We start from the raw sequence: 24,956 nt of genomic DNA, 5'->3' as shown, positions 1-24,956 counted from the left end.
GCGGCGGCCGATATGATGTGCGAATGCAGAAAAAAGATCATGAAGTTGGAATGCTAACAGAGGCCGGGCTAACAGAGGCTGGGCTAACGGAGGCCGGCCACTGGCGTTCGCGCGACCTGTCCGTGTTGTGGCATCCGTGTACGCAGATGCGGGAGCACCCGGATACCCTGCCGCTGGTGCCGATCGCACGCGGCGAAGGCGCCTGGTTGGTGGGTTACGACGGGCGCCGGTATCTGGATGCGGTGAGCAGTTGGTGGACCAATCTGTTCGGCCATAGCGAACCGCGCATCGCAGGCGCGATTTCGCGGCAGGCGCAGACGTTGGAACAGGTGATGCTCGCCGGCTTCTCGCATGCCCCGGCCGTGGAACTGGCCGAGCGCTTGTTGAAGCTGGCGCCGCGGCAGGCCGACCGCAAGCCGCTGGCCAAGGTGTTCTACGCCGACAACGGGTCGGCCGGCGTGGAAGTCGCCCTGAAGATGGCGTTCCACTATTTCCACAACCGCGGCGAACACCGGCGCAGTAAGTTCATCGCCCTGGAAAACGGGTACCACGGCGAAACCATCGGCGCACTGGCAGTGGGCGATATTCCGCTGTACCGGCGCGTCTATGCGCCGTTGCTGAGCGAAGCGCTGTTCGCGCCTTCGCCCGATGCCTACCTCGCTGAGCCCGGCGAATCGGCGGCCACTTGCGCCCGCCGCGCAGCGGACGCGATGGCCGATTTGTTCGATCTGCATCCTGGCGAGATCTGCGCTGTGATCCTGGAGCCGCGCGTGCAGTGCGCGGGCGGCATGCGCATGCACGACCCCTCGTATTTGGCGCGGGTACGCCAGCTGTGCGACGCCCATGGCGTATTCCTGATCGCCGACGAGATCGCGGTCGGATTCGGCCGCACCGGACCGATGTTTGCCAGCCAGGAAAGCGGCGTGACGCCCGACCTGATGTGTCTGTCGAAAGGCCTGACCGGCGGCTTCCTGCCGCTGGCGGCGGTGCTGGCGACCAAGGAAATCTACGACGCGTTCCTGGACGATTCCCGCGAACGCGCGTTCCTGCATTCGCACAGCTACACCGGCAACCCGCTGGCATGCGCGGCGGCGCTGGCGACCTTGGATATTTTCGAAAGCGACGGCGTGCTTGCCCGCAACCAGGCGACCGCCGCCACGATGAGCGCGCTGGCGGCCGATTTCGCCTCGCATTCGCAGGTCGCCGACGTGCGCCAGGCTGGAATGATCGTGGCCTTCGAAATCACCCGCAACGGCGACAAACGCACCCCTTTCCCTGCACAGCAGCGGGTCGGACTGAAGGCGTATCGCACGGCGCTGGAGCATGGCGTGGTCCTGCGTCCACTCGGCGATGTGCTGTATTGGATGCCGCCCTACTGTGTGGATGACGAGCAACTGAGGTTGCTGTCCGCGGTCACCCGGATCGCCATCGACAAGGCCACCGCATGAGGGTGACCCGTTGCCATGTCGATCTGCCGTTGCCGGTCGGCGCCAAAATCGTGCTGCCCGAATCGGCCGCCGCCCACCTGGTGCGCGTCCTGCGCCTGCACGAGGGCGATGGCTGCGTGCTGTTCAATGGCGACGGCAACGACTGCGCAGCCCGCATCACGACCGCGGGCAAGCGCGAGGTTATCGTTGAGATCCTTAGCATCGATCCGGTCGATAACGAATCCCCGTTCCGCATCACGCTGCTGCAAGGTATCGCACGCGGCGAGAAAATGGACCTGATCCTGCAGAAAGCGACCGAACTCGGTGCGGCCGCCATCGCGCCGGTGCTGGCCGAGCGTACCGAAGTGAAACTGGATGCCGAACGCACGGAGAAGCGGATGACGCATTGGCGCAGCGTCATCGTGTCGGCCTGCGAACAAAGCGGCCGCGCGACCATCCCGCGGCTTACGGCACCCGCTGCTCTGGCCGACGCGGCTCGGGCGAGCACGGATTCATTGAAACTGACGCTCGACCCGACCGGCGAACACACGCTCGCGTCGCTCCCGGCGTCCGCCTCCTCCGTCACGCTGGCCATTGGCCCCGAGGGCGGCTGGTCGCCGCGCGACCGCGAGACCTTGCGAGCGGCGGGCTACACCGGCTTGCGCTTGGGTCCGCGCGTGTTGCGCACCGAAACCGCCGGTCTCGCCGCTATCGCCGCGCTGCAATCCCGATTCGGCGATTTGTAGCGCGCGTTGACTGTAGGTCGGGGCTACGCCCCCGACGCCGCAATCTGCGGCCCGCCGAATCAGTACCAATTGGCGAGTTCCTCAGGGCTCAAGCCGCCATCGTGATTCTGGTCGACCAGTTTGAACTTTCCTTTCAACTCGTTGCCGGCGGGCAACTCATCGAAGCTCAGCCTGCCGTCGCCGCTCTTGTCCAGCGCGGCGATCTGCGCGCGGTATTTCTCGATGCTCGGCGACTGCGCAGGTTGGCCCCAGCGTACAGTCACCGGGCCGGCTGCGGTCTGCACTTGTTTGACATGCGGCAACGTCGATTCCTGCGTCCAGGCCGGCCCCGCTATCAGTAAGACCGACAGTGAAAGAATCAAGGTAGATATCGACTTCTTCATCGCTCGTCTCCACGTTGGGTGTGGTGAGCGAAGGCTCGCGCCGCGCTTGGAAACTGACCGTGAATTCGGCCTCGCCATGCAGCGTCCGTTCAGCGAAATGGCCCGAAATAACGGGAATTTGGCGAATTCGCCAATACGGACTTTCGGACCGTAACCGGCGATGGGAGGGGACCCGTCGGAGCGGCGGCGCGAACGAGTCGCGCAGACTTCACTCGGCCAAACCAGGATCAGGTCAGGCGGCTTGCGCCAGGGCGTTGCCGATCATGACTTCGATGCTTTCCAGGTCGGGCAGCAGGGCCGCCTCATCGCCTAGCAGGACGCGCATCTGCACGCCCGCTGGCAGCTGTTCCTCGGTGGCATCGGCCAGCAGGCCATCGCGCGGCACGGAAATCAGTCGCGGGAACGATTGCGTCAACAACGCGAAATACGGCATGGCTTCGCCGCCGCTCAGCGATTTGAGCACCACGATCTTGCTGCTGGCCACCACGCTTTCCTCACCCTGACCGGTCATGCGCGGGAACGAAACCAGCGGGACCTGCCAGCCGTGCCAGAGGATCTGACCGGGCAGCCAGGCCGGGGCGTCAGCGATGGATTCCACCGGCACCCGGGCCAGCACTTCGGCCACAGTCGCATTGGGCAACAACAGGCGCTCTTCGCCTACCTGCACCAATACCCCGCGGATTTCGTCGTTGGAACTAGCCATCTGTGTGTCCTTTAGTCGTTCCGGTCATCATTTTGGTCGTCATTCCGATTAATCGGGCCAATGCGAAGCCAAATGCGTTGCGAGTTCGCCCGGGGTGGCCACCATTCCTCCGCGGGCCGCCAATGCTTTGGCAGCCGCCGGGTCGTAGCAGCCCTGCGGCGATTGGCCGGCGACAAAGCCGCCCTGCGCCGCCAGCGCCATGGCTGCCTCCACCTGTGCCGGATCGCTACCGCTCAACAGCAGCACCGCGCTCTCGGCCGCGGGAAGCGAAGCGATCAGCGTATCGGACTGCAGCGCGCCTTCGCCGAAATGGATTACGCCTTCCACCACGTTCACCGCGACGTCATTGGGCAGCACGTAGACATGCGCGCCATGCGCGACCTCGCCAGCCTTGGCCAACACGACCGGCAGTGTGGAAACGCGTTCCATCTGCTTGACCAAGTTGTCGTAGCGCCCCCCGTCCAGGCGCAATTGCACCAGCACCGGACGCGACAGGTCCGGAGGCAGATCGGCCAGTACCTTGCGCACCGCATCCGGACCACCGATGCCCGCGAACAGCAGCGCCGCACCGCGAACTACAGAACCGGTCGAGCCGGCCGTGACGACATGGATCGATTCCAGCTCCAACGCGAGTCCGCTGGTTTTTGCCGGCGCCGGTGCTGGCGTCGATGACGGCAACGGCGGCGGTGAGGAAACACTCACCGGCTCCGCCGGTGCGGAGGCCGGGCTCTGTTCGAAACCATCCTGCAAAGGCTGATCATGCGACGGGTTCGCGGCCGGCTTCCAGGTTTCAGGATCGAAGGACTGGCTGGAACCGGGCTCTTCGATTTCCACCAGTTCCAGTCCACCGCGCGGCAGTTCGAACGCAACGTCCTGCGCTTCCTGCAGATGCGGCTCGATATCCGCATGGGCGTGGATCTGCGCCGGCGTGCGCGGCAGGCCCGGTTCGGGGTGGCTGTCGTCGATTTCGCCGCCAGGCGGCAACACATCCGCATGACCGTTCAATTTGGCGGCGAGATGCCGTGCCCAGCGTTTGGCTTCCCAGCCTTCGCGGCGCGCGGCCAGCTCGGCTTCGTCGAAAATCACGGCCACTGCCGGGTCGTGCAGTACCGCATCGAAGCGCGAAAGGCTGTCTTCGATCGCCGCTTCCAACGCTACCAGCACCACCTGTGGCGAAGCATCGCCCAGGGTCCGGCCATCGATGGCGTTAGGATCGTCTTCCAGCACGATTTCAGCGCCCGCCTCATGCAAGGCTGCGCGCAATTGCTCGCGCGCGGCACCGGCGCGGGCCAGCAAGGCGACGCGTCTGGTGTTTCCGGTCATCGCGCCACCTTGAAAGGAATCATTCGAAAGGAATCATTCGCGGACACGGGCGATTCCCAGCAGGTCGTAGACGTTGCGCATCAGGTCCAGCTCTTGATACGGCTTACCCATATAACGCTGCACGCCGATCTCCATGGCGCGCTGGCGATGCTTGTCGCCGGTACGCGATGTGATCATCACGATGGGCACGTCCTTGAAGCGCGGATCCGCTTTCATCGCCGTCGCCAGTTCGTAGCCGTCCATACGCGGCATTTCGATGTCGAGCAGCATCAGGTCCGGCACGCGTTCTTCGAGACGCTCCAGCGCTTCGACACCGTCGCGGGCGACGGCCACTTCGAAGTTGTGGCGCTCCAGCACGCGGCCGGTGACCTTGCGCATGGTCAGCGAATCGTCGACCACCATCACCAGCGGCACGCGGCGCTCTTCCGGCGCTGGCGTGTCGCTGACGAAGAGGTTCGGCTGCAGGATGTGGCGGCGCACCAGCGGGGCCACGTCCAGGATCACCACGATGCGTCCGTCGCCGGTGATGGTGGCGCCGTAGATGCCGGGCACCGAGGCGATCTGCGGACCCACCGGCTTGACCACGATTTCGCGGTTGCCGAGCACCTGATCCACGGCCACCGCTGCGCGCAGGTCGCCCGCGCGCACCAGCAGCAACGGCACCTGCGGTTGACCTTCGGCACGCGCCGGGGCCTGACCGATCAGCGCGCCCAGGTCGTGCAGCACGTATTCCTCGCCACCGTAGACGTAGACCGCACCGGCGGTTTCGAAACGATCGCGAGAGATGCGGCCCACGCCGCCCACTGCCGCAACCGGCACCGCGAACTGGGTTTCGCCGATCTCCACGAACACTGCCTGGGTGACCGCCAAGGTCTGCGGCAGACGCAGTGTGAAGGTGGTGCCCTTGTCCGATTCGGAAGCGATTTCCAACGAGCCGCCAAGCTGGCGGACTTCGCTATAGACCACGTCCATGCCGACGCCGCGGCCGGCGAGCTGGCTGATGCTGTCGGAGGTGCTGAAGCCCGATTCCAGGATCAGACGCTCAAGATCGGCGTCGCTCATATGCGCATCGGACGGCACCATGCCGCGCTGTTCTGCGCGGCGACGGATCGCGGCGTGGTCGATGCCCGCGCCATCGTCGGAGACCTGGAACACCATTTCCGCGCCTTCGCGACGCAGTGCGATCTGCACCGTGCCTTCCTCGGGCTTGTTCTTTTTGCGGCGTTGCTTGGGCGATTCCAGGCCATGGGCCACGGCATTGCGCAGCAAGTGCTCCAACGGGGCGGTCATGCGCTCCAGCACATTGCGGTCGAGCTCGCCATGGGCGCCATCGAGGTGCAGCTTGACCTGCTTGCCGGTATCGGTAGCGGCTTGGCGCAGCACACGGCGCAGGCGCGGGACCAGACCGTCGAACGGCACCATGCGCGCGCGCATCAGGCCGTCCTGCAGTTCCGAACTCACGCGCGACTGCTGTTGCAGCAAGGTGTCGTACTGGCGGGCCAGATCGTCGAGCACGCCCTGCAGACCGGTGATGTCGGCTGCGGACTCGGCCAGACCGCGGCTGAGCTGCTGCAGGGTGGAGAAACGGTCAAGTTCGAGCGGATCGAAAGTCGGATCGCGCTTGTCCTGCTCGCGCTGGTAGCGCGCGACGATCTGCGCTTCGGTTTCCAGGTCCAGGCGGCGCAACTGATCGTGCAGACGGATGTTGGTGCGGTCCAATTCGGACATCGCCCCGCGGAACGCGCCCAATTGCTGCTCCAGGCGCGAACGGTAGATCGCCACTTCGCCAGCGTGGTTGACCAGGCGGTCGAGCAAGTCGGCGCGAACGCGTACCTGCTCCTGCGCGGCGTACGGCATCGCCTCGTCGTCGCCCGGGAAGGCGGTGTCGATAGGTGCAGAAAGCGGCGCCAGCGGGATCGCCGGCATCGCAGTCGCGCCGTCGGCGGACGCGTCGAGGGTGGCGACCTCTTGCGGACGGGCGCGCCGCTCGAATTCGGCGATCAGTTCGGTCGGCATCGGCGCCTTGCGATGCGCGCCGACTTTGGTCACCAGGCCATGCAGGCCATCGAAACCACGCTCGAGCAGGCGCACGCTGTCGCCGTCCAGATCCATGCGCTGCGCGGCCACTTGTTCCAGCAACGATTCGATCGCGTGACCGAGGTCGCCGATGGCGTTGATGCCGGCCATGCGCGCGCCACCCTTGATGGTGTGCAGATCGCGTTGCAGACCGGTGACCAGCGAACGGTCGTCCGGGGTTTCGCGGAGCTTGGCCAGCAAGCCGTCGGAGTGATCGAGCAGGTCGTTGCCTTCCTCGACGAAGATATCCACCAGATCCCGATCCAGCTCGGTGAAATCCAGTGCGTCGTCGGGCAGTGCGGGCGCTGCCGCGTAGGCGTTGGCCGCCGTTTCCTGTTCCTCTGCCGCGTCCTCGCCAGGCGACGCATCGCCGGTGTCGACGGGCTCGTCGGATTCTGTCGCCACGGTATCCACCATTTCCTGCACCCCTGCCTCTACTGCCGGCTGCTCCGGCACGACGTCGCTCGGGGGCTCGACGGTATCGATGACTGCTTCCACCACATCCACATCGGATTCGACGGAAACCGCTTCGGCCACTTCGGCTTCCACGGTTCCGCTCTCGATCTCTTCGATCTCGACCTCTTCGACCGGTACTGCCTCGACGGGGGCTTCGAATTCCACTTCGTCGGCTGCGGGCTCCTCGAGGACAACCGCCTCGAACGCAATGTCCTCCACCACGCTGGCTTCCACGTCCTCGTCGACCGCCACCGGCTCCTCGAACGCATGCGCCTCGAACGCGGGCTCTTCTTCCTGCGCGCTTTCGAGAACGGCTTCCTCCACTTCGGGCAAGGCCTCTTCGGCGGTCGCCGCTTCCGGCAAGTCCGCTTCGCCAACTGCCATTTCGTTCGCAGCTTCTTCGGGCTGAACCGCCGTTTCGCCGTCGGCGATTTCGGGCGCGGGCACCAGCGGCTTGGCGACCGGTTCGCGCACGTAGGTCAGTTCCATATCGTAGAACGTGACTGCCGGCTGCTTGGACTGCGGCACTTCGGTTTCCAGCACGATCGCCTGATCGTCGAACACTATTTCGTCGTTCGGTGCGATCGTGAGTTCGCCGTTCTCAAGCGCCGTGGTTTCACCGCCGGTTTCGGTTTCGGTGTGAGCTTCGTGACCGAAATAAGCGGACAGATCGTGCGCCGAGAGCTCGACGTCGCTGGGCGATACCGGCGGCATGATGCTGGGCATCGCTTCGGTGTAGGTGCCTTGCGCCGAGTCGTCGACGATGACTGCGGTCGGCCTGGCTTCCGGCAGACTGTCGCGCAGGCCGATGAGCTGCGCCGCAAGCGCGGCGAAGACCGGGATGCGCGGCGAAGTCGCCTGCAAGGCAGCGATGCTGCGCCGGATCGCATGGGCGCCGTCGGCCAATGCGGCCACGCCTTCGGTAGATGCGGCTTCCCTGGCGGACGAGAGACGCTTCACATACTGCTCTGCGGCACCGGTGACGTCGGTGATCTCGGGCACGTCGGCCATGGCGAACGCGCCGTTCATGGTATGGAACGCGCGCAACAGCGACTCGTCGGCCTGGGTAGGTGCGGCTTGCGCTCGCGCCAGCCACTGGTCGACGGTTTCCAGATGAGCACCGACTTCCGTTTCCAATATCTCGCGCAATACTCCATCCACCGAGGCGGGCGTGCCTTCGGTTTCCGGTTCGAACTTCGCCTGGACTTCGCTTTCGGGTTCCTGGTAGGCAGGAGCAGCGCCCGTTTCGGTCGGCGCTTTGTAGAACGCTTCCTCGCCTGCGGCGACGCGATCGCTGAGTTCCTGCAGACCGATCAGGTCTGCAGTGACGCGGCCCTGCCCGCGCAAGGCGGCATTGAGTTGCGGCAACACTTGCGTGGAATGTTCCAGCAACGCGATCACCGCGCCAGAGGGCGGACGTGTGCCTTCCAGCACGCGGTTGAGCATGTTCTCGACTTTCCAGGCGAACTCGCCCAGCAGCTTGGCGCCTACGAGGCGGCCGCTGCCCTTGAGCGTGTGAAAAACGCGGCGAATGGAACGCAAACGCTCCATGTTGTCGGGAGCGACGCTCCATGCGGGCAGCAGTTGGTTGAGATTGACGATTTCCTCATCGAACTCTTCCATGAACACTTCGCGGATATCGTCGTCGATGTCGCTGGCGGCGGTTTCGAAACCACCCAGAGCGGGCGTCTGAGGAACGAACGCAGTGGGTGCCACCTCGGCGGCGACCGTCTCCCTCTCCACGACGGGCGCCGGCTCAGTGATGCCGGTATCCATCTCCCGGATCGCCTCGCCTTCCAGCGCCTCGTCTTCCTCGGCCAACGAAGCGGCTTCCAGTTCGAGCGCCTGCAGTGCTTCCTCTACCTCCAACGCTTCCAGCGCCGCAGTATCCAGTGAAGGAGCCGCAGCGGCTTCCTCGTCCATCACCACGGCGGCGACGGTCGGATGATCGAGTTCGATCGTGTCGGAAACGGTTTCCAGCGGCGCGTCGAAAGAGGCGGATTCGGCATCCTCCAGAGCCACGGCGGGTAGTTCCGGTTCGGCGGCGAATACCACTGTTTCTACCGCAGTGTCCTGCAAAACCGGTTCATCGGCCGGCACCGGCCAGTAGCGCAGTTTCTCCAGGCTGCTGCGGGTGATATCCAGGATCTCGTCGCGGTTGGGGCGGCGTTCGCGCAGGGCTTCGAGGTAGTACTCGAGACTGGCCATGGCGTCGGCGAGCGTGTCCAGCTGCTGGCCGCCGGGAACGCGCCGCTTGCCGATCAGCTCTACCGCTACGTACTGGCGCACGCCCAGCAGGTAATCGGCCGGTTCGGGCATTTCCAGCATGCGCAAAGCGCCGGCCACTTCGGATAGCAGGCGCGGCACCTGCGCCAATTCTGCGTGGTCCCAGTTGGTTTCGATGAAGGCCACGAAGCCTTCGCGCGCCGCGGAGAAGTTGTGCATGGCTTCTTGCGCCAGCACTTCGACCGTGCGCTGTGATTCGGAACTGGCCGAGTCGGCCGCTCCACCGGTCGCTTCGCCGAGACGCGCGACCTGGTCGTCCAGCGAGGCATCCACGTAAAGCAATGCGCCCGCGATATCGAGCAGTGCGCTTTCATCGGCCAGGCGCTCACCCTGCACTATCTCGCGCAAGACGTCGCGTTGCTGCACGACTACTCCGCGCGCCACGCCCAAGCCGACCATACCTAGCGTATCGGCGACGTTGCCCAGCTCGTTGACCTGGGTCTGCAACGCGCCCACTTCGGCACCAGTGCGCAGATGCAGGTCGAGCGCATCCTTAATGCGCAGCAATTCTTCTTTGACCGCGCCGCCGACGGTATCCAGCAGCGCGCGATTGCGTCCGCTGACGCTGCCGCGCGCGTGATCGATTTCCGCTTCGCTAGGCGATTCGGCATCCAGGGCGAAGGCTTCGCGCAGCTGATCCAACGCCGCATGCTGGACCGGCGATTGGGATACCAGATAGAGCAACTGGCGGGTCGGTTCCTGGCTGCTGGCCGCGGACGCGCCGTTGGCGCCTTCCTGCTGCGAGGCGCGCACCGCGCGGCTTACTCCCGCATAGGCCTGGCGCATTGCCGGCGTCGCTGGCAGTACGTCGTCGCGCAAGGCTTCGGCTACCGACGCAGCCACCCAAAGCATGCGCCGGGTGGCGATGTGCTCGACGCTTTCCAACAGACGGTTGACCGCCCTCGCGAGCGCTCCGGCATCGGTTGGCGCGCCCTCTTCCGGCCAGGCCGAAAGCGCCTGGTCCAGTTGCTCCTGCGCTTCGCCGACCCGTGCTTGGCGCGCCTGCCAGGACAGCACTTCCGGCAACGGCAGCTCCTGCGGCAACGGCTGTTCCAGGTCGGGCGCGAACAGCACGCTTTCGCTCAGACCCGGTGCGCCGCGCGCCGCGCGGATGTCGTTGAGCAGCGGCAGCAGCACGATCGGGATATCGCGGTGACCGCCTTGCAGGCGCTCCAGGTAATCGGGAAGCAATACGGTGCCGCGCATCAGCGCGCCGCAGGCTTCATCCTGGTCGACCGTGGTTTTTTCCTGCAGCGCGCGCGCCAGCAGTTCGAGCTCTTCAGCCACCATCGCCGGGGCGTACAGCTCGACCATGCGCAAGGTGCCCTGCACCTGGTGCAGGTAACCGGCGCAGAAATGCATGCGCGAGGTGTCGGCGGGATCTTCTGCGAAGAACTCCACTTCCGACCGCGCCAGGCGCAGGGTTTCGTCCAGCTCGGGTTTCACCCAGCCCAGCACCGCATGGCTCATGGCATCACGCAGCGCGCTCATCGGCGCGACTCCACGACGGCGGCACGCGGGCCGCGCAATAGTGATGCCCCTCGGGAATTCCTGACTTCCATTCGTGTTCTTCCCTGCCCTCAACCCGGCAACTTGAAGTCGGCGACCGAACGGCGCAGTTCGGCCGCCAGTTCGGTCAGATGGCCGATGGATTCGGCGGTCTGCCCGGCGCCCAGCGAGGTCTGCGAGGTGATCTGGCGGATCACGCCCATGGTCTGGGTGATGTCGGTTGCGGCAGACGACTGCTTCTGCGCCGCACCGGAGATGCTCTTGATGAGTTCGTTGAGATCGCTCGACACGCGCTCGATCTCACCCAGCGCGGTGCCGGCGTCTTCGGCCAGCCTTGCGCCGGACACCACTTCGGACGTCGTTTGTTCCATCGAGCTGACCGCCTCGTTGGTATCGGCCTGAATCGTCTGTACCAGCGATTCGATGCGTCGGGTCGCACCGGAGGTGCGTTCGGCGAGGCGCTGCACTTCGTCGGCCACCACCGCGAAACCGCGGCCCGCTTCACCGGCCGAAGCCGCCTGCACGGCCGCGTTCAAGGCCAGGATATTGGTCTGTTCGGAAATGTCGTTGATCAGTTCCACCACCGATCCGATTTCCTGCGAGGACTCGCCCAGACGTTTGATGCGCTTGGAGGTTTCCTGGATCTGGTCGCGGATCTGGTCCATGCCGCGGATGGTTTCGCGGACCACGCCCGCGCCTTCGGTGGCGATCTGCACCGAGCGCTGCGCCACTTCGGCCGACTCGGTCGAGTTGCGCGACACCTGGTCGATGCTGACCGCGATTTCGTTGATGCGCTCGGAGGCGCTGTTGATCTGGTCGGACTGGTGTCCGGCCGCTTCCGCCAGTTGCAGCGCGGTGGCCTGGGTTTCCTGGGTGGACGCGGCCACCTGCACGGTGGTGTCGTTGATGGTGGTGACCAGATGGCGCAGTTCGTCGACGGCGTAGTTGATAGCGTCGGCGATGGCGCCGGTCATGTCCTCGGTCACCGTTGCCTTTACCGTCAGATCGCCTTCACCGAGCGAACTGATTTCGTCCAGCAGCCGCATGATGGCCTGCTGGTTGCGGCTGTTGTATTCCACCTGCGTCTGATAGCGCATTTCCTGCTCGCGCTGGCGGTTGCGGTACAGCGACCAGAGCAAACCGACGATGGAAACCAGCGCGGCGATACCGGAAATTATGCCGAGCCAGAAGTTGGGGAACAGGCGCGTATCGCGCACCGAGCCGAAGGCGGAGAACGCGTCGAACAGCTTCTTGCTGTCTTCGAGCATCTTGCCCGAACCGTTGGTGATCGCCGCGGCTGCGGATTGTGCGGCGAACAGGTTCTTGGAGCTGCCGGTGATGGCGTCCAGGTCCTTCTTCATGGTGGCCCACAGCGTCTGCGACTGGGTCAGCGCGGACAGCGCATCGGCGTTGCGCAAGGGAGCGATGCCCAGATCAGGGTTGCCGTTGCGCAGACCTTCCAGCACCTGGCCGAAGACCACGGCGTCGCGCACGAGCGCGTCGCCGGCCATCGCCGCTCCGCTGCCGCCGGCGCGCATTTCGGTCACGCGGCGGGCCATGGTGCCCGCCACCACGACCTGCTGCAGGGCGTTGTACATCTGCGACGACTGCGCGCCGCCGGCCGACATGGCGCGCACCACTTCGTTCAACTGCGCCTGCAACTGCGGCACCTGCGTGCTGAAGCGGTCGGCGTTGCCGGCCAGGGCCAGCACCGCGGGTTCGCTGCTGATCAGCTGTTCGGCGCTCTTGCCCAGTGGCGACCAGGTGGCGTCGAGGCGGTTGAGCGCTCCGACCACGGCGCCTTCGCTGCCGAACCGGCTCTTCAGGGTGCCGATGGTCGAATCGATCTGGGATTTGGTGGTTTTGAACGACTTGAACGCCTCGGCGTCGCCCTCGACCGCTTCGCGGCCCTGGTTAGCCAGCTGTTGCGACAGCACCTGCAAGTCGGCTGCGCCCGTTCCGGCGCCGGAGAGGCGGCTGCCTTCGTAGGTGGCCACGCCTGTGTTGGCGCCGAACAAGATCACCGACAGTGCCAGCAGGATCAGCCAAAAGCTGCTTCCCAGGCTGCCGAGTTTGCTGGCTTTGGGAGAATCCGGTGCAGTGCTCATCTTTCAAACCCCTGGAAATTGGACAAAGTGCAGCAATGGTTCATTTCTATCCGGTTACGCACTCCCCGTGCGTGGTCGGATACGCGATCCGTCGGTTCCGGACCTTTTCTCACGAACCCCGCATCTATGCGCCGGATCCCTGTCGCCGCCCTCCTGGCGGCCTGTAACGGGCCTTTTCCGATAGCCCTTATAGCCACTTCCGCCGACACCTTCGCGTTATAGCGCGGCCTGGCGGAATTCCGGTGTACGCGCCAATAGCGACAACGCAAAGACTCCCCAGTCATGCTCGTCGCCGTGGAATGCACGCTCCACGAAATGGCCGTAACGCCCTTCCGCCAGCGCGCCAGGGTCCACGCCCTGGTCTTCGGTGAAACTACGCTGGCCATACAGTTCGTCGATGGTCAGGGCGACGTCGCCGCCGGCCTGGCGCACGACGAGCACGCGTTGACCCTCGTGCAATACGGTGCGCTCGCCTTCGAGGAAATGCTTAAGGTCGATCACCGGAAACAAGTTACCGCGCAAGTTGCCGATGCCCAGCAGCCACGGCTGCGCGCCCGGTACTGGCGTGGTCGGAGGCAGCGGCACGATTTCGACCACGTCCTCGAAACCCGAGACCAAACGACGCTGACCGACCCGGTAACCGACGCCGCGCCATTGCTCGGCGACCGCTTCGCGCGCAGGCAGGGCCACGGCGTGGGCCAGGCTGCGGCGCTCGTACTCGGCCAGGATGTCGAAGGGAGTGCGGCTCATGGCGTCATTCCTTCCCGTTAGCCAACGTGGGTGCGGATCGCGTCGAGCAGCTCTTCGCGGGTGAAGGGTTTGGTCAGGTATTGCTCGGAGCCGACGATGCGGCCGCGCGCCTTGTCGAACAGGCCGTCCTTGGAAGACAGCATGATCACCGGTGTGCTCTTGAAGACTTGGTTGTTCTTGATCAGCGCGCAGGTCTGATAGCCATCCAGGCGCGGCATCATGATGTCCACGAAGATGATTTGCGGCTGTTGGTCGGCGATCTTGGCGAGCGCCTCAAAACCGTCCGTTGCCGTGACCACTTCACAGCCTTCCCGCTTAAGCAGGGTTTCAGCAGTGCGACGAATAGTTTTGGAGTCGTCAATCACCATCACCCGGAGGCCGCTGAACCCCCCGGCCGGGTTGTCATGCTCTGTCATTACCTTCTTTCCCCAAGCGCGGCGCTTCTTAATCGGCACCGCTGCGAAGCATCTTATATCCCAGCACCAGCGCAGACTGTCAAGTTGAGCTTCAAATCAAAGTGAAGCTGAACGCCGTGATGCGAACTCCGTCTCATTTTGCGCCTGCTAACATCTTGCCGACGAAATACCCCCGGATTGCCTTCTATGCCCCTCGATGTCGTCGTGGTGATGGACCCCATCGGGTCCATCAAGATCGCCAAAGACACCACTTTCGCCATGTTGCTGGAAGCCCAGCGTCGCGGCCATCGCCTGCACTACGTGCGGCCGGGCGGCCTGTCGTTGCGCGACGGCAAGGCAGTGGCGCAGGCCGCGCCGTTGGCGGTGAAGGACGACAAGGCCGGCTGGTTCACCCTGGGCGAGACCGCGGAACTGGCCTTCGGCCCGGGCCAGGCGGTGTTGATGCGCAAGGACCCGCCGTTCGACGACCAGTTCCTCTACGACACCCACCTCCTCAGCATCGCCCAGGGCGCCGGCGCGCTGGTGGTCAACGATCCACAGGGCCTGCGCGACTTCAACGAGAAATTGGCCGCCCTGCTGTTCCCTCAATGCTGCCCGCCGACCCTGGTCAGCCGCGACCCCGCGGCGCTCAAGGCGTTCGTGGCCGAACATGGCGAGGCCGTGCTCAAGCCGCTCGACGGCATGGGCGGCCGCTCGATCTTCCGCGCCCGTGCCGGCGACTCCAACCTCAACGTGATCCTGGAGACCCTGGTCGGCCGCGGCAACCTGACCCTGGCCCAGCGCTTCATCCCCGGCATCAAGGACGGCGATAAACGCGTGCTGCTGGTCGACGGCGTGCCGGTGGAGTACGTGCTGGCGCGGATCCCGCAAGGCGATGAGTTCCGCGGCAATCTGGCCGCCGGCGGGCGTGGCGAAGGCCGCCCGATCTCCGACCGCGACCGCTGGATAGCCGAACAAGTGGCGCCGGAAATGAAGCGTCGCGGCATGCTGTTCGTGGGGCTGGACGTGATTGGCGACTACCTGACCGAAGTCAACGTCACCAGTCCGACCTGCGTGCGCGAACTGGATGCGCAATTCGGGTTGAATATCGCGGGGATGTTGTTCGATGCGATCGAGAAGCGGCTTGCCCATGGTTGATGTTGGCGCAAGCAATTGTTCTTCCCTTCTCCCCGCGGGAGAAGGTGCCCGAAGGGCGGACGCCGCGCAGCAAGCACTCTTGGGGTGTGAGGGTACGGCGAAGCAGCAAGCGCTGAACTGCCGAAGTCCTTTCAACATCCACTCTTCGCCGTACCCTCACCCCAACCCCTCTCCCGCTGGAGAGGGGCTTTTGATGCTTCACTGAAATGTCCGCAGTCGTCGCCCCGCCCAAGATAGGTTCCAACGAACGTCTCACCGCCACCCTGGCGCTGTCGCTGATCGTGCACGGCATGCTGGTGCTGGGCCTGGGTTTCGCCCTGGACGATGCGGCACCGGTGGTGCCCACGCTGGACGTGATCCTCAGCCAGACCCAGACCCCGCTCACGCCCAAGCAGGCCGACTTCTTGGCGGCCGCCAACCAGCAGGGCGGCGGCGACCACGACAAGGCCCAGCGCCCGCGCGATAGCCAGGCCGGTTGGGTGCCGCAAACGCAGACCGGGGTAGCTCCGCAACCCTTGCGCGCGCAATCGCCCGCGGTCGCCCCGCCGCCGGAAACGCGCGTGGTCACGGCGAGAAACAGCGAAACCACGGCGCCGCCAGCGCAAACCCGGCCCGAACCCGATCGGCCGGAGCTGCCGCGCGGCGATCTGAAGATCGACCGGGACGCGGAGATGGCGCGCCTGGCCGCGGAAATCCACCTGCGCTCCGATCTTTACGCGAAGCGCCCGAAACGCAAATTCGTTTCCGCCAGCACCAAGGAATACGCCTACGCCAACTACCTGCGTGCGTGGGTGGACCGTGCCGAGCGCGTGGGCAATCTTAATTATCCCGATGAGGCGCGACGCAAGCGCCTAAAAGGGCAACTGGTGATCAGCGTGGCCGTGCGCCGCGACGGTTCGGTGGAGAACACCCGCATCATCCAGTCCAGCGGCATTCCGCTGCTCGATTCCACCGCACTGCGCATCGTGCAGCTGTCGGTGCCGTTCCCGCCGTTGCCCAAGACCGACGAGAATATCGACATCCTGCACGTCACCCGCACCTGGCAGTTCCTACCGGGCGGCGAAGTGCGCGACCAATAGCTGGGGCGCCTGGATTTCGGGCGGCAGCATGCAGTCCAAAGGCTCTTCGGGGCAGCTATCTCCCTGCCCAAGCGCTGATGGGGGCCGGGACCGACGCTGCGGGACCAAACCTGACGCTGACGCATCCGAGCGAACGCCACCCACACTGCTGCGACTAGACGGGATACTGCCGGATCTACGCGCTGCATCACGCCACGGCAAGGGCTTGGCATGCAGCATGCATGCAGCAAGGGTCAACTGAGGTCTGACCTGCGGGCACGGATCGTCTCTTATTCATCTTCATCCGGCCAAAGGAGTTCAGGTATCGCAGTGAATGCCGTCTCTCCCTCGCCACAACCCTTGGCCGGCGCCACGCCCGCGGACGACATGCCACGGCGCCTGGGTACGCCGCCTGCGGTCTGGGCCTTGGCCGTACTGGTCGCCGGCCTGCTGTTCACGGCCTGGGTGGCGCAGCGTGTATGGCTGGACGAGCGCGAACGTACGCAGGCCGCGTACGCCGCGCTAGCCGACGGCAGCGCGTTGCGCCTGCGGGCGCCGTTGGAGAAGGCCGCCGCTGTGCTGCGCGCGATGCAGACAGTGTTCCTGTCCAACGACCATATGGACCAGCGGAAGTTCGAGCAATACACCGACAACCTGCGCATATCGGCGAAGCATCCCGGCTACGTCGCCACCGTCTTCGCGCGTCGCCAGTTCGATCCGAACGATCCGCAGCGCGTGGCCTATCCCTATGAACTGGCCGCCCCCTTACGCGGCAACGAATCGCTGATCGGCTTCGACATCGCCGCGCAGAAACCGAACCTGCTGGCGCTGGAACGCGCGCGGGATACGGATGCACCGGTGATTTCCGCGCCGTTCGCGCTGAGGCAGTTCAAGCAATACGCCGGTCCCGCCGCGCTCGGAGTGACGGTGCGCCTACCTGTGTATTCGCGCGGACCGATTCCGGTCGATGTGGCCGAACGACGCAGCCGGGAAATCGGCGCGCTGGCGATCAGCCTGCGCCTGGAACCGTTGGTTTACGAGGCCCTGGGCAGCCCGGTGCTGGACCGTTTCCGGGTGCGTATCCGCGACCTCGATGCGCCTCAAGCCGAAGACTTTTTCGACTCCGGCACCCCCTTCATTGCGGATGCGGCGGTGCACACGCGCACGCTGGATTTCGGTGGCCGTCATTGGCAAATGCAACTACGACCACGCGTGCCTGTATTGGACGTAACCCGCGTGCGCACCGTCATCGGCGCGGGCGTGACCATCAGCCTGTTGTTGTCGCTGCTGCTCTGGTCGCTGTCCACCACCCGCCGTCGCGCGGTCAAAATGGGGCAGCGAATGAGCGAACGCTTCCGCGAGAGCGAAGCCCGCTTCCGCACACTCAACGAGCTACTGCCGGCCCTGGTACTGCTGGCCGACGGCAGCGACGGACGAATCGTCTACGCCAATCAGGCCGCACGCCTGCGTCTGGGCGAGGCCGTGCGGCCCTTGCTGGCGGATCTGTTCGCCGATCCGTTGCTGCGGCGTCGCGCCAGCGATCCGGCGACGCTGGGTGAAGACTGGAGCAGCATGGACGCGGCGCTGTTAAGCCAGGGCGGCGAACCTTTCTGGGTCAACGCATCGATCGCGCAGGTGGACATGGACGGCGTGCCGCACTTGCTGATGGTGGCGACCGACATTTCCGAACACCGCGAGCTGACCGAGCGCCTGATCTACCAGGCGACACACGACGCGCTGACCGAACTATGCAACCGCCGCGAGTTCGAGCAACAGGTCGAACTGGCGCTGGCCGAACGCAAGCTCCATCCCGACTCCCTGCCTTGCGCGCTGCTGTACATCGACCTGGACCAGTTCAAGCTGATCAACGACGTCTCCGGCCATATGGCCGGCGATCAGCTGCTGGCGCAACTGGCGCTGGCCATGCGCCAGCAGCAGCGCCTCGGCGACGTGCTGGCGCGATTGGGTGGCGACGAATTCGGACTGCTGGCGTTCAACGTGGACGCCGAGGGCGCGCTCGTCCTGGCCGAGCGCCTGCGCGAATGCATCGAAGCGCTGATGTTCACCTGGCAGACGCATACCTACACGATCAGCGCCAGCATCGGCGTGGTGGTGGTGGATCATGGCGAGCCGACCCTCAAGGATCTGTTGGCTTGGGCCGACACCGCCTGTTACCTGGCCAAGGAGAACGGCCGCAACCGTGTGCACGTCTATCGTGAGGACGACGAGACCACGCGCCGCCAGAGCGAGATGGAATGGGCCAACCGCGTGCGCTGGGCGGTCGAGCAGGACCGCCTGCTGCTGGATTACCAGGAAATCGTGCCGCTCGGCGGGGGGAAGGCCGATGCGCCCACCATCGAACTGCTGTTGCGGCTGCGCGACGAGGAAGACGGCATCGTGCTGCCCGGTACGTTCCTGCAGGCGGCCGAGCGCTACGGATTGATGCCGGCTATCGACCGTTGGGTGATCCGCAATGCGCTGGCGCATTTTTCCGAGCTGCATCCGGCCGGCACGCGTCTGGGCACGTGCGCCATCAATCTGTCCGGTGCCAGCATCGAGGACGAGGGACTTGCCGACTTCATTCTTGGACTCATGGCGCAATACGGAGTGCCGGCGCACAAACTCTGCTTCGAGATCACCGAAACCGTGGCCGTGCGCAACCTGCTCAAGGTGGTGCATATGATCGAACGCCTGCGCCAAGCGGGTTGTCTGATCGCGCTGGACGATTTCGGCGCCGGCATGTCCTCGTTCGGCTATTTGAAGAACCTGCCGGTGGACATGATCAAGATCGACGGCAGCTTCGTCCGCGACCTGGACACCGATCCGATGAGTCGCACCATCATCAGCGCCATCACCCAGATCGGCCATCAGCGCGGATTGAAAGTGGTGGCCGAGTGGGTCAGCGCCGGCCACATGTCGAAGGCGCTGAATTCGCTGGGCGTGGACTACGGTCAGGGTTTCGCGCTGCACCGCCCCGAACGCGTCCTGTTCCAGCGCGCGGGCTCGCAATGGCGACGCGCGGTGGGTCACTGATCCGTGGTGCTCCACGCGTTTCAACGCGAGTGGCTGGCGGAGCGTTTTGTGGACAGGCAAGGCAAATGGTACTTACAGGCCTGTTTTCGGCCAATAGCGGACAGCCGGCAGATTTGGTTCGTTATGCCGCTATGCCATTCTCAGACGATCAGTAGATAGCTTCGCAATCTCCCAGAACAGCAACGCGTCGCCGGTCGCTCGGGCAGCAAGCATCGCGCCGTGTATCGACGCCATAAACATAGAGGCCTCCGCGGATGGGGTGTCAGCCAGTTGCATTTTACCCTTTGATTTCCCCTCCTCCATGTTAGAGGTAACCCATGCGTGGAGGTCTCTGAAATGCCCTTTGACTTCATCTGCGACCTCAGCAGGAACAGCCGGAAGTTCCGCCGCTAGAAGAGCGCAAATGCATATTGGAGGATTTGATCCTTCAATGCATTCCGCCCAGAAACGACTGTAAGCAACGAGGCGCTCTAGCGGATCAGCCGTCAGCTCATCAAGCGACTGCAAGCCTCGCCGCGTTGCGTCCCGATGGAGAGCGACGGTTGCCTTCACCAAATCCGCCTTGGTGGGGAAGTGATGGTGAATGCTGGCTTTTCTTACCTCGACTAACTCGGCAATATCTGCGTAGCTGAAACTGTTATATCCGCCCGACGCTAGTAGCTCATTTGTTCGGCGAATGATCTCTAGCGCTTTGGGCGAATACTGCGACTGCGAATCTGAGCCGGATGAACTCATCAACTGTCTGCCTTGCTTTGAACGGTTTTTCGCTTGTACAACGCACGCATCTGCAAAGGAATGCCAACTATCAGCGCCAAAAATAGCGCGCCCTGAACACCGAGCAAAAGCGGGTCTTTCAGATCGGTCACCAGTGGATTGCCGACAGGCAGCCTCCGCAAACTTTCACTGACGGTGGGGACCATCAGCAGGAAGACGCTGATGCTAAGTGAAATCGTCTCAATGTACTTCCCGAATCGCTTCGCCGCGGACCACCTTGAGATGCCATAGCCCAGAAGAAGCACTACAAGCGTGACGGTCGCAATGATCGAGCTTATGGGCTGATGCGCAATCGGATAGACCGTGAGCACACCCAGCAACATAAACCAGAAGTACGCCCGCCCCGCCCTGGCTTCAGGAACGATGCGCCCGTGCCTGGCAAGCATATAGGCGGCAAGAGGTATGGCAGGGAGGCTTCCCAGCGTATGAAGCCAGCCAAGAGGAGAGATGCCCATGGAGTCACTCTAGTAGAAGGAGACTCAACTCTACCTACCAGTAGGTAGGCTGTCAATTACTCAGCCAATCGCGTTGCCAGACACCTCTGGCGGTCTTGAGGCAGTATCCGTCCCCAGTCCAGACCCAGCTCACCTCAATGGCGCGCTTTGGGTCGAAAGCGGCTCTATCCGCCAGGCAGACCGACAATTCAATCAAGCCAGATCCACTTCGCGATTAGGCTTGCTCCAGACCTCAGACCTCCATCTCGGGAGTACTCGTGAAACCTCAAATGATCCTGGTCGCCGGCCCGTACCGCTCAGGCACCAACGACGACCCCGTTCTTATCGCAAAGAACGTGGAGGCGATGACGGAAGCGTCGCTTCGTCTGTTTCGTGCCGGGCATCTGCCCGTCCTGGGCGAGTGGTATGCCCTGCCGCTGATCGAACACGCCGGTTCCACCGGCGTTGGCGACCCCATCTTCAACGAGATCTTCCACCCCATCTCGCGCCGACTGGTCGCTAAATGCGATGGCTGCCTGCGCATCGGCGGACCCTCGGCGGGCGCCGACGAAATGGTCGAGCTGGCCCGTCAGCACGGCAAGGCGGTGTATTACTCGCTCGAGGAAATACCTGACGCCAACTCATGAGCGCGATGCGCGTCATGGGGTATTGCCCTCGGCGTATTGCGTCGTCGGCGGTTCCGATCGAACCAACCGGCTTGCGTCTCTGGAAGGCAATTGGCGAATGGCCAACTTGCCGCCGCTGCAGATATCCACATCCTTGTAGATCAGCGTCCTGCCGTTGCGGAATTTGAAGCGGATATCGTACAGGCAGCTCTCGCCCGCGATTTCTATCGTGGTCGAGTCGCCGCCGCCGCGCAGGGGCGCGCCCAACGGCTTTTCCTGGAACGCATCGCTTCCTGCAGGCGCGACTTCGAGAGAGGTCACGCTGTCGTAGGCGCGATTGATGAGATCCAGGTAGCGGGTGTCCTTGCCGGCGCCGGCGTGCGCGGCGGTGGCGAACAAGAGAGTGGCGAGAACGGCGGGAAGAGTCGGGCGCATGACGAAGGTCTTCGGTCGGATGGATGGATGCCGACGGCGCATGGCGGGGTCGGCGCATGCATCAAGGCCCAGACGGAGGCAAGCCGGCAATCGATCCGGGACGAATCGTCGTTATGCGGTGGCGAATCGTAGTGACGCGTCGCCGCGCTTTGCAGCGCCGCTCCCCGCGCCTAGGATGGCCCTGCCCCGGCACCCGGAGCACCTTGGACACTTGCAATGAAGATTCGTCTTGGCAGTACGGAAATAGGTTTCTGGCGCTATGTCGCCATCTGGACGGCGGTAGCGGTGGTGTTCGCCATCCAAAGCTCCCTGACCGGCGGACTGGGCGACGGTCCCAGCTTCGGGATATTCACCTATCTGCGCTGGTCGATGATCCAGTGGTACATCTGGGCCGCGCTGGCGCCGACAGTGTTCCGCCTGGTCGAGCGCTACCCGGTGCGCGCTCCATTTCGATTGCGCGGATTGGGCGCGCAGCTGGTGGCCAGCGTGTGCGTCACCTTCGTGGCGATGGTGGCCGGGGCGTTGGTTTCCACGCTGTTCGAGCCCAGCGGATTGGCTGAGCAGTTATGGTTTTTCCTGGCACAGCACTTCGCCACCGGCCTGCTTACCTATTGGGCGCTGTTCGCGATCCACCAGGCGATGCATTTCCACGCCGAAAAAACCCGTCGTGAAGTCGAGGCTAGCCGGCTGGCCACCGAGCTGGCGCAGTCGCGACTGCTGGCGCTGAAGTCGCAACTGCAACCGCATTTCCTGTTCAACACGCTGCACGCGATCATTACCCTGCTGGACGAAGACAAGGTCTCGGCCGAAGACATGCTGCTGCGCCTGAGCGATCTGCTGCGCGCCTTCCTGGAAGACTACGATGGCCAGGAGATCAGCCTGCGCCAGGAACTGACCTTGATCGAACTCTATCTCGGCATCCAGCGCACGCGGTTCAAGGATCGGCTGACCACGCAGATCTACATCGCGCCGGACACGCTGGACTGCGCCGTGCCCAGCCTGATCCTGCAGCCCATCGTCGAGAACGCGATCCGCCATGGCATCGGCCAGCGCGTCGGCAGCGACAATATCGAGATCGAAAGTCGGCGCGAGGGCGATACGCTGTGCATCGATGTGCGCAACCGCAACAGCACGCTGGCGGCCGGTCCCGCAGACTCTGCCGGACACGGCATCGGCCTGTCGAATACGCGGTTGCGGCTCAAGGAACTGTATGGCGATGCCGCCGAGGTACGCTTGGATATGATCTGGCCCGAAGGCGTCGCCTGCCGCATCCGCATACCGTTTCGAGAACTCGAGGGGCCGGATGATGCGCCGGAATTTTCGCCGGAGCTTGCCTCTGCATGAGCATCGGCGCGCTGGTGGTGGACGACGAGCCGATCGCGCGCCACGCGATCGTTCGCCTGCTGCGCGACGATCCGGACATCGAGGTGCTGGGCGAATGCGGCGATGGCGTGTCGGCGGTGGCTGCGATCCGCAGCCAGTCGCCGGAGCTGGTGTTCCTGGATATCCAGATGCCGGCCATCACGGGCCTGGATGTGGTCGCCACCATCGGCGCCGAACGCATGCCGGCGACGGTCTTCGTCACGGCCTACGAGCAGTACGCAGTGCGCGCCTTCGAAGCGAACGCAGTGGATTATCTGGTCAAGCCTTTCAGCCGCGAGCGCTTTGCCGGCACCTTGCAACGCGCGAAGGCGCGACTGTCCGCCGGCGAAGCTGTCGGGCCGCAGGCTTCTGCGCGCATCCTGCAGGCGCTGGATGCGTTGCGCCAGCGCGACGACTATTTGGACCGCATTCCGGTGCGCGTGGATGAGCACGTGGTCTTCGTCGCCGTCGACGACATCGTCTGGATCAGGGCCAGCCGCAACACCGTGCAGATCCATTTAGCCGACAAGGTGCACGAACTCCGCGAGACCATGGCGACGCTGGTCACCCGTCTGGATCCGCGCCATTTCGCCCGCGTCCACCGCTCGGCGATCATCAACGTCCGCCGGGTCAAAGCCATCCACCCGTGGTTCAACGGGCATCACGTGGTCACGATGGATACCGGCCAGCAGCTGCGGATGAGCCGTTACCAGCACGAGGCGTTTCTGCGACTGGTGTCGACGCGGCGGGAAGAGTGACTACTTAGAAACGTTGTCGCAGGCATACCCAGCGCCCGCATCTCTGCGTACGCCAGCCGTGTCGAGCGTGTTATCGATTAACTGCGACAACGGCGAAGACTTCACTAGCACCCGGACGGGTCACATCCACACCTGGTAATACGGTCGCCGTGGTTGTCAGTTTCCAGTTGTCAGTTGTCAGACGCCCATCGCAATCTCGAGGAGAACGCGCCAGGTGTTCATAGGCAACCATTCCTCGTATCCATCCCACGTCTCATATTGAGGAAGCTTCACTGCGTTCGGAATCCGCATGAAGGGCGTGCCCTTCTTGAACTCAGCGAAAATCGCAGCCCTTAGATCCTGAAGAAACTTCAGCTGGTCCGCCACGCTCGCCCTTGGTCCTACAGGCGCGTTGTGAGCAAACATCACCTGGTCGAAATCGAGTTTGTTCATCTCAGCAAGCGTGCGCTCCCATTCCTTGGGAGAGAAATCTGGCATGTAGGCGAAGGCTACCCGATTCGGCACGACAAGATCGACGGTGTAGATCGCCTTCTCGTGCGGAAACTGGAATACGGTCATACCTTCGCCGTGGTTCGCGCCAAAATACAGAAGGTTAATCTGACTGCTCCCGAGCTTCAGCTCCGACTTGGACCCGGACCACGTCTTGTCGGGCATGGCTACATCCGGGCTAGGGTGGCTCTTCAGCCAGTTGGCGGCGGCCTCGTGGCTGAGAATCGTGGCGCCTTCTGCTTTGAACACTTCGCCGCCGCTGATGTGATCGTAGTGATTGTGCGAATAGATGAGGTACCTGATTGGTTTGTCCGTAACTTTGCGGATGGCCTCAAGCGAGGCCTTGGCGAAATCCTTGTCGAAGCTGTCCATGACGACCACACCATCGTCGGTAACCATGAAGGCGTTGAAGGCCAACCCACCGCCGAAGCTGTAGAGACCGGGCGCAACCTCGGCCGTCTGGTACGCCGGCCTAGCTGACTGAGCCTTCGCGGCATTGCCGAATGCGCCAGGATTCCAAGCAATGGCGGCGACCATCAGGAGCCTTCCGAGCGAATTATTGATAAACATGGTTCGCGATCTCCACGGTGAAATGACGTTGGGATTTACGAATCGGCTTTGTGAATTACGATGAATTTTTATTCGTAGACGCAAAAGCGCAATCCAG

General features: G+C 63.9%; 19 protein-coding genes. 8 read left to right on the top strand and 11 right to left on the bottom strand.

All coding sequences use genetic code 11. From position 1 onward, the window contains the following. The first annotated feature begins 50 nt into the window (after positions 1-50). Together bioA and AC1DTQ_RS12405 are read left to right on the top strand one after the other, a co-directional pair. Positions 51-1,448 (top strand): adenosylmethionine--8-amino-7-oxononanoate transaminase, encoded by a 1,398-nt coding sequence (bioA, locus tag AC1DTQ_RS12410; protein ID WP_477849957.1) that lies wholly within the window; start codon positions 51-53, stop codon positions 1,446-1,448. Next, the gene (locus tag AC1DTQ_RS12405; RefSeq protein ID WP_477849956.1) at positions 1,445-2,173 is read left to right on the top strand and encodes a 16S rRNA (uracil(1498)-N(3))-methyltransferase; all 729 of its coding nucleotides are present in this window, start codon (positions 1,445-1,447) and stop codon (positions 2,171-2,173) included. The genes bioA and AC1DTQ_RS12405 overlap by 4 nt, the downstream gene beginning before the upstream one ends. A 59-nt stretch (positions 2,174-2,232) precedes the next feature. On the opposite strand, the gene AC1DTQ_RS12400 is transcribed toward AC1DTQ_RS12405, so the two are convergent. From AC1DTQ_RS12400 to AC1DTQ_RS12370, 7 genes are all read right to left on the bottom strand, one after another. Then, on the bottom strand, positions 2,233-2,556 hold the full coding sequence (locus AC1DTQ_RS12400; protein WP_477849954.1) for an EF-hand domain-containing protein: 324 nt from the start codon (positions 2,554-2,556) through the stop codon (positions 2,233-2,235). Between the two features lie 232 nt (positions 2,557-2,788). Beyond that, entirely contained in the window at positions 2,789-3,259 is a 471-nt protein-coding gene (locus tag AC1DTQ_RS12395; RefSeq protein WP_477849952.1) for a chemotaxis protein CheW, read from the bottom strand. 48 nt (positions 3,260-3,307) lie between these two features. After that, positions 3,308-4,582: a chemotaxis protein CheB gene (locus tag AC1DTQ_RS12390; protein ID WP_477849950.1), complete on the bottom strand. Its 1,275-nt coding sequence runs from the start codon at positions 4,580-4,582 to the stop codon at positions 3,308-3,310. A 33-nt stretch (positions 4,583-4,615) separates the two neighbouring features. Next, on the bottom strand, positions 4,616-10,870 hold the full coding sequence (locus AC1DTQ_RS12385) for an Hpt domain-containing protein (protein ID WP_477850094.1): 6,255 nt from the start codon (positions 10,868-10,870) through the stop codon (positions 4,616-4,618). Positions 10,871-10,980: 110 nt separating this feature from the next. Beyond that, positions 10,981-13,017 carry a methyl-accepting chemotaxis protein gene (locus tag AC1DTQ_RS12380; RefSeq protein WP_477849949.1) on the bottom strand — a complete coding sequence of 679 codons (2,037 nt, stop codon included), beginning with the start codon at positions 13,015-13,017 and terminating at the stop codon, positions 10,981-10,983. 216 nt (positions 13,018-13,233) lie between these two features. Continuing rightward, complete coding sequence (locus AC1DTQ_RS12375; protein ID WP_310095825.1) at positions 13,234-13,767, bottom strand: chemotaxis protein CheW; 534 nt, start codon at positions 13,765-13,767, stop codon at positions 13,234-13,236. Positions 13,768-13,784: 17 nt separating this feature from the next. Beyond that, positions 13,785-14,183 (bottom strand): response regulator, encoded by a 399-nt coding sequence (locus AC1DTQ_RS12370; RefSeq protein ID WP_162315128.1) that lies wholly within the window; start codon positions 14,181-14,183, stop codon positions 13,785-13,787. Positions 14,184-14,369: 186 nt separating this feature from the next. Between AC1DTQ_RS12370 and gshB the strand changes: the two genes are divergently transcribed. The 3 genes from gshB to AC1DTQ_RS12355 all read left to right on the top strand — a co-directional run bounded on the left by gshB (position 14,370) and on the right by AC1DTQ_RS12355 (position 19,411). Beyond that, entirely contained in the window at positions 14,370-15,320 is a 951-nt protein-coding gene (gshB, locus tag AC1DTQ_RS12365) for a glutathione synthase (protein WP_477849948.1), read from the top strand. 206 nt (positions 15,321-15,526) lie between these two features. Continuing rightward, complete coding sequence (locus AC1DTQ_RS12360) at positions 15,527-16,399, top strand: energy transducer TonB (RefSeq protein WP_477849947.1); 873 nt, start codon at positions 15,527-15,529, stop codon at positions 16,397-16,399. 309 nt (positions 16,400-16,708) lie between these two features. Next, positions 16,709-19,411 carry a bifunctional diguanylate cyclase/phosphodiesterase gene (locus tag AC1DTQ_RS12355; protein WP_477849946.1) on the top strand — a complete coding sequence of 901 codons (2,703 nt, stop codon included), beginning with the start codon at positions 16,709-16,711 and terminating at the stop codon, positions 19,409-19,411. A 129-nt stretch (positions 19,412-19,540) separates the two neighbouring features. Here AC1DTQ_RS12355 and AC1DTQ_RS12350 read toward each other — a convergent pair whose 3' ends face one another. Continuing rightward, positions 19,541-20,146, bottom strand: coding sequence for a TetR/AcrR family transcriptional regulator (locus AC1DTQ_RS12350; protein ID WP_477849944.1), 606 nt, complete (start codon positions 20,144-20,146; stop codon positions 19,541-19,543). Then, complete coding sequence (locus tag AC1DTQ_RS12345; RefSeq protein WP_477849943.1) at positions 20,146-20,640, bottom strand: hypothetical protein; 495 nt, start codon at positions 20,638-20,640, stop codon at positions 20,146-20,148. The genes AC1DTQ_RS12350 and AC1DTQ_RS12345 overlap by 1 nt, the downstream gene beginning before the upstream one ends. Before the next feature lie 257 nt (positions 20,641-20,897). Here AC1DTQ_RS12345 and AC1DTQ_RS12340 point away from each other — a divergent pair, with 257 nt between their 5' ends. Next, entirely contained in the window at positions 20,898-21,266 is a 369-nt protein-coding gene (locus AC1DTQ_RS12340) for a hypothetical protein (RefSeq protein WP_477849942.1), read from the top strand. A gap of 12 nt (positions 21,267-21,278) precedes the next feature. Here the strand turns inward: AC1DTQ_RS12340 and AC1DTQ_RS12335 are convergent, their stop codons facing one another. Further along, positions 21,279-21,680: a hypothetical protein gene (locus AC1DTQ_RS12335; protein ID WP_477849940.1), complete on the bottom strand. Its 402-nt coding sequence runs from the start codon at positions 21,678-21,680 to the stop codon at positions 21,279-21,281. Positions 21,681-21,896: 216 nt separating this feature from the next. Here AC1DTQ_RS12335 and AC1DTQ_RS12330 point away from each other — a divergent pair, with 216 nt between their 5' ends. Together AC1DTQ_RS12330 and AC1DTQ_RS12325 are read left to right on the top strand one after the other, a co-directional pair. Continuing rightward, the gene (locus AC1DTQ_RS12330) at positions 21,897-23,024 is read left to right on the top strand and encodes a sensor histidine kinase (RefSeq protein ID WP_477849939.1); all 1,128 of its coding nucleotides are present in this window, start codon (positions 21,897-21,899) and stop codon (positions 23,022-23,024) included. Beyond that, positions 23,021-23,800 carry a LytR/AlgR family response regulator transcription factor gene (locus AC1DTQ_RS12325; protein WP_477849938.1) on the top strand — a complete coding sequence of 260 codons (780 nt, stop codon included), beginning with the start codon at positions 23,021-23,023 and terminating at the stop codon, positions 23,798-23,800. The genes AC1DTQ_RS12330 and AC1DTQ_RS12325 overlap by 4 nt, the downstream gene beginning before the upstream one ends. Positions 23,801-23,977: 177 nt before the next feature. On the opposite strand, the gene AC1DTQ_RS12320 is transcribed toward AC1DTQ_RS12325, so the two are convergent. Then, complete coding sequence (locus AC1DTQ_RS12320; RefSeq protein WP_477849937.1) at positions 23,978-24,859, bottom strand: MBL fold metallo-hydrolase; 882 nt, start codon at positions 24,857-24,859, stop codon at positions 23,978-23,980. Positions 24,860-24,956 lie beyond the last annotated feature (97 nt).

Source organism: Pseudoxanthomonas sp. P4_B2 (assembly GCF_056402315.1).
The sequence above is the reverse complement of the archived record's forward strand: the minus strand, read 5'-3'. Positions and strand labels throughout refer to the sequence as shown.

Excerpts from the sequence above, each read along its gene's own strand:
- AC1DTQ_RS12385 (WP_477850094.1), bottom strand. The coding sequence starts at position 10,870 with ATGAGCCATGCGGTGCTGGGCTGGGTGAAACCCGAGCTGGACGAAACC.
- AC1DTQ_RS12335 (WP_477849940.1), bottom strand. The coding sequence starts at position 21,680 with ATGCGCCCGACTCTTCCCGCCGTTCTCGCCACTCTCTTGTTCGCCACC.
- AC1DTQ_RS12405 (WP_477849956.1), top strand. The coding sequence starts at position 1,445 with ATGAGGGTGACCCGTTGCCATGTCGATCTGCCGTTGCCGGTCGGCGCC.
- AC1DTQ_RS12345 (WP_477849943.1), bottom strand. The coding sequence starts at position 20,640 with ATGGGCATCTCTCCTCTTGGCTGGCTTCATACGCTGGGAAGCCTCCCT.
- AC1DTQ_RS12350 (WP_477849944.1), bottom strand. The coding sequence starts at position 20,146 with ATGAGTTCATCCGGCTCAGATTCGCAGTCGCAGTATTCGCCCAAAGCG.
- AC1DTQ_RS12330 (WP_477849939.1), top strand. The coding sequence starts at position 21,897 with ATGAAGATTCGTCTTGGCAGTACGGAAATAGGTTTCTGGCGCTATGTC.
- AC1DTQ_RS12375 (WP_310095825.1), bottom strand. The coding sequence starts at position 13,767 with ATGAGCCGCACTCCCTTCGACATCCTGGCCGAGTACGAGCGCCGCAGC.
- gshB (WP_477849948.1), top strand. The coding sequence starts at position 14,370 with ATGCCCCTCGATGTCGTCGTGGTGATGGACCCCATCGGGTCCATCAAG.
- AC1DTQ_RS12400 (WP_477849954.1), bottom strand. The coding sequence starts at position 2,556 with ATGAAGAAGTCGATATCTACCTTGATTCTTTCACTGTCGGTCTTACTG.
- AC1DTQ_RS12325 (WP_477849938.1), top strand. The coding sequence starts at position 23,021 with ATGAGCATCGGCGCGCTGGTGGTGGACGACGAGCCGATCGCGCGCCAC.
- AC1DTQ_RS12360 (WP_477849947.1), top strand. The coding sequence starts at position 15,527 with ATGTCCGCAGTCGTCGCCCCGCCCAAGATAGGTTCCAACGAACGTCTC.
- AC1DTQ_RS12395 (WP_477849952.1), bottom strand. The coding sequence starts at position 3,259 with ATGGCTAGTTCCAACGACGAAATCCGCGGGGTATTGGTGCAGGTAGGC.
- AC1DTQ_RS12320 (WP_477849937.1), bottom strand. The coding sequence starts at position 24,859 with ATGTTTATCAATAATTCGCTCGGAAGGCTCCTGATGGTCGCCGCCATT.
- bioA (WP_477849957.1), top strand. The coding sequence starts at position 51 with ATGCTAACAGAGGCCGGGCTAACAGAGGCTGGGCTAACGGAGGCCGGC.
- AC1DTQ_RS12380 (WP_477849949.1), bottom strand. The coding sequence starts at position 13,017 with ATGAGCACTGCACCGGATTCTCCCAAAGCCAGCAAACTCGGCAGCCTG.
- AC1DTQ_RS12390 (WP_477849950.1), bottom strand. The coding sequence starts at position 4,582 with ATGACCGGAAACACCAGACGCGTCGCCTTGCTGGCCCGCGCCGGTGCC.
- AC1DTQ_RS12370 (WP_162315128.1), bottom strand. The coding sequence starts at position 14,183 with ATGACAGAGCATGACAACCCGGCCGGGGGGTTCAGCGGCCTCCGGGTG.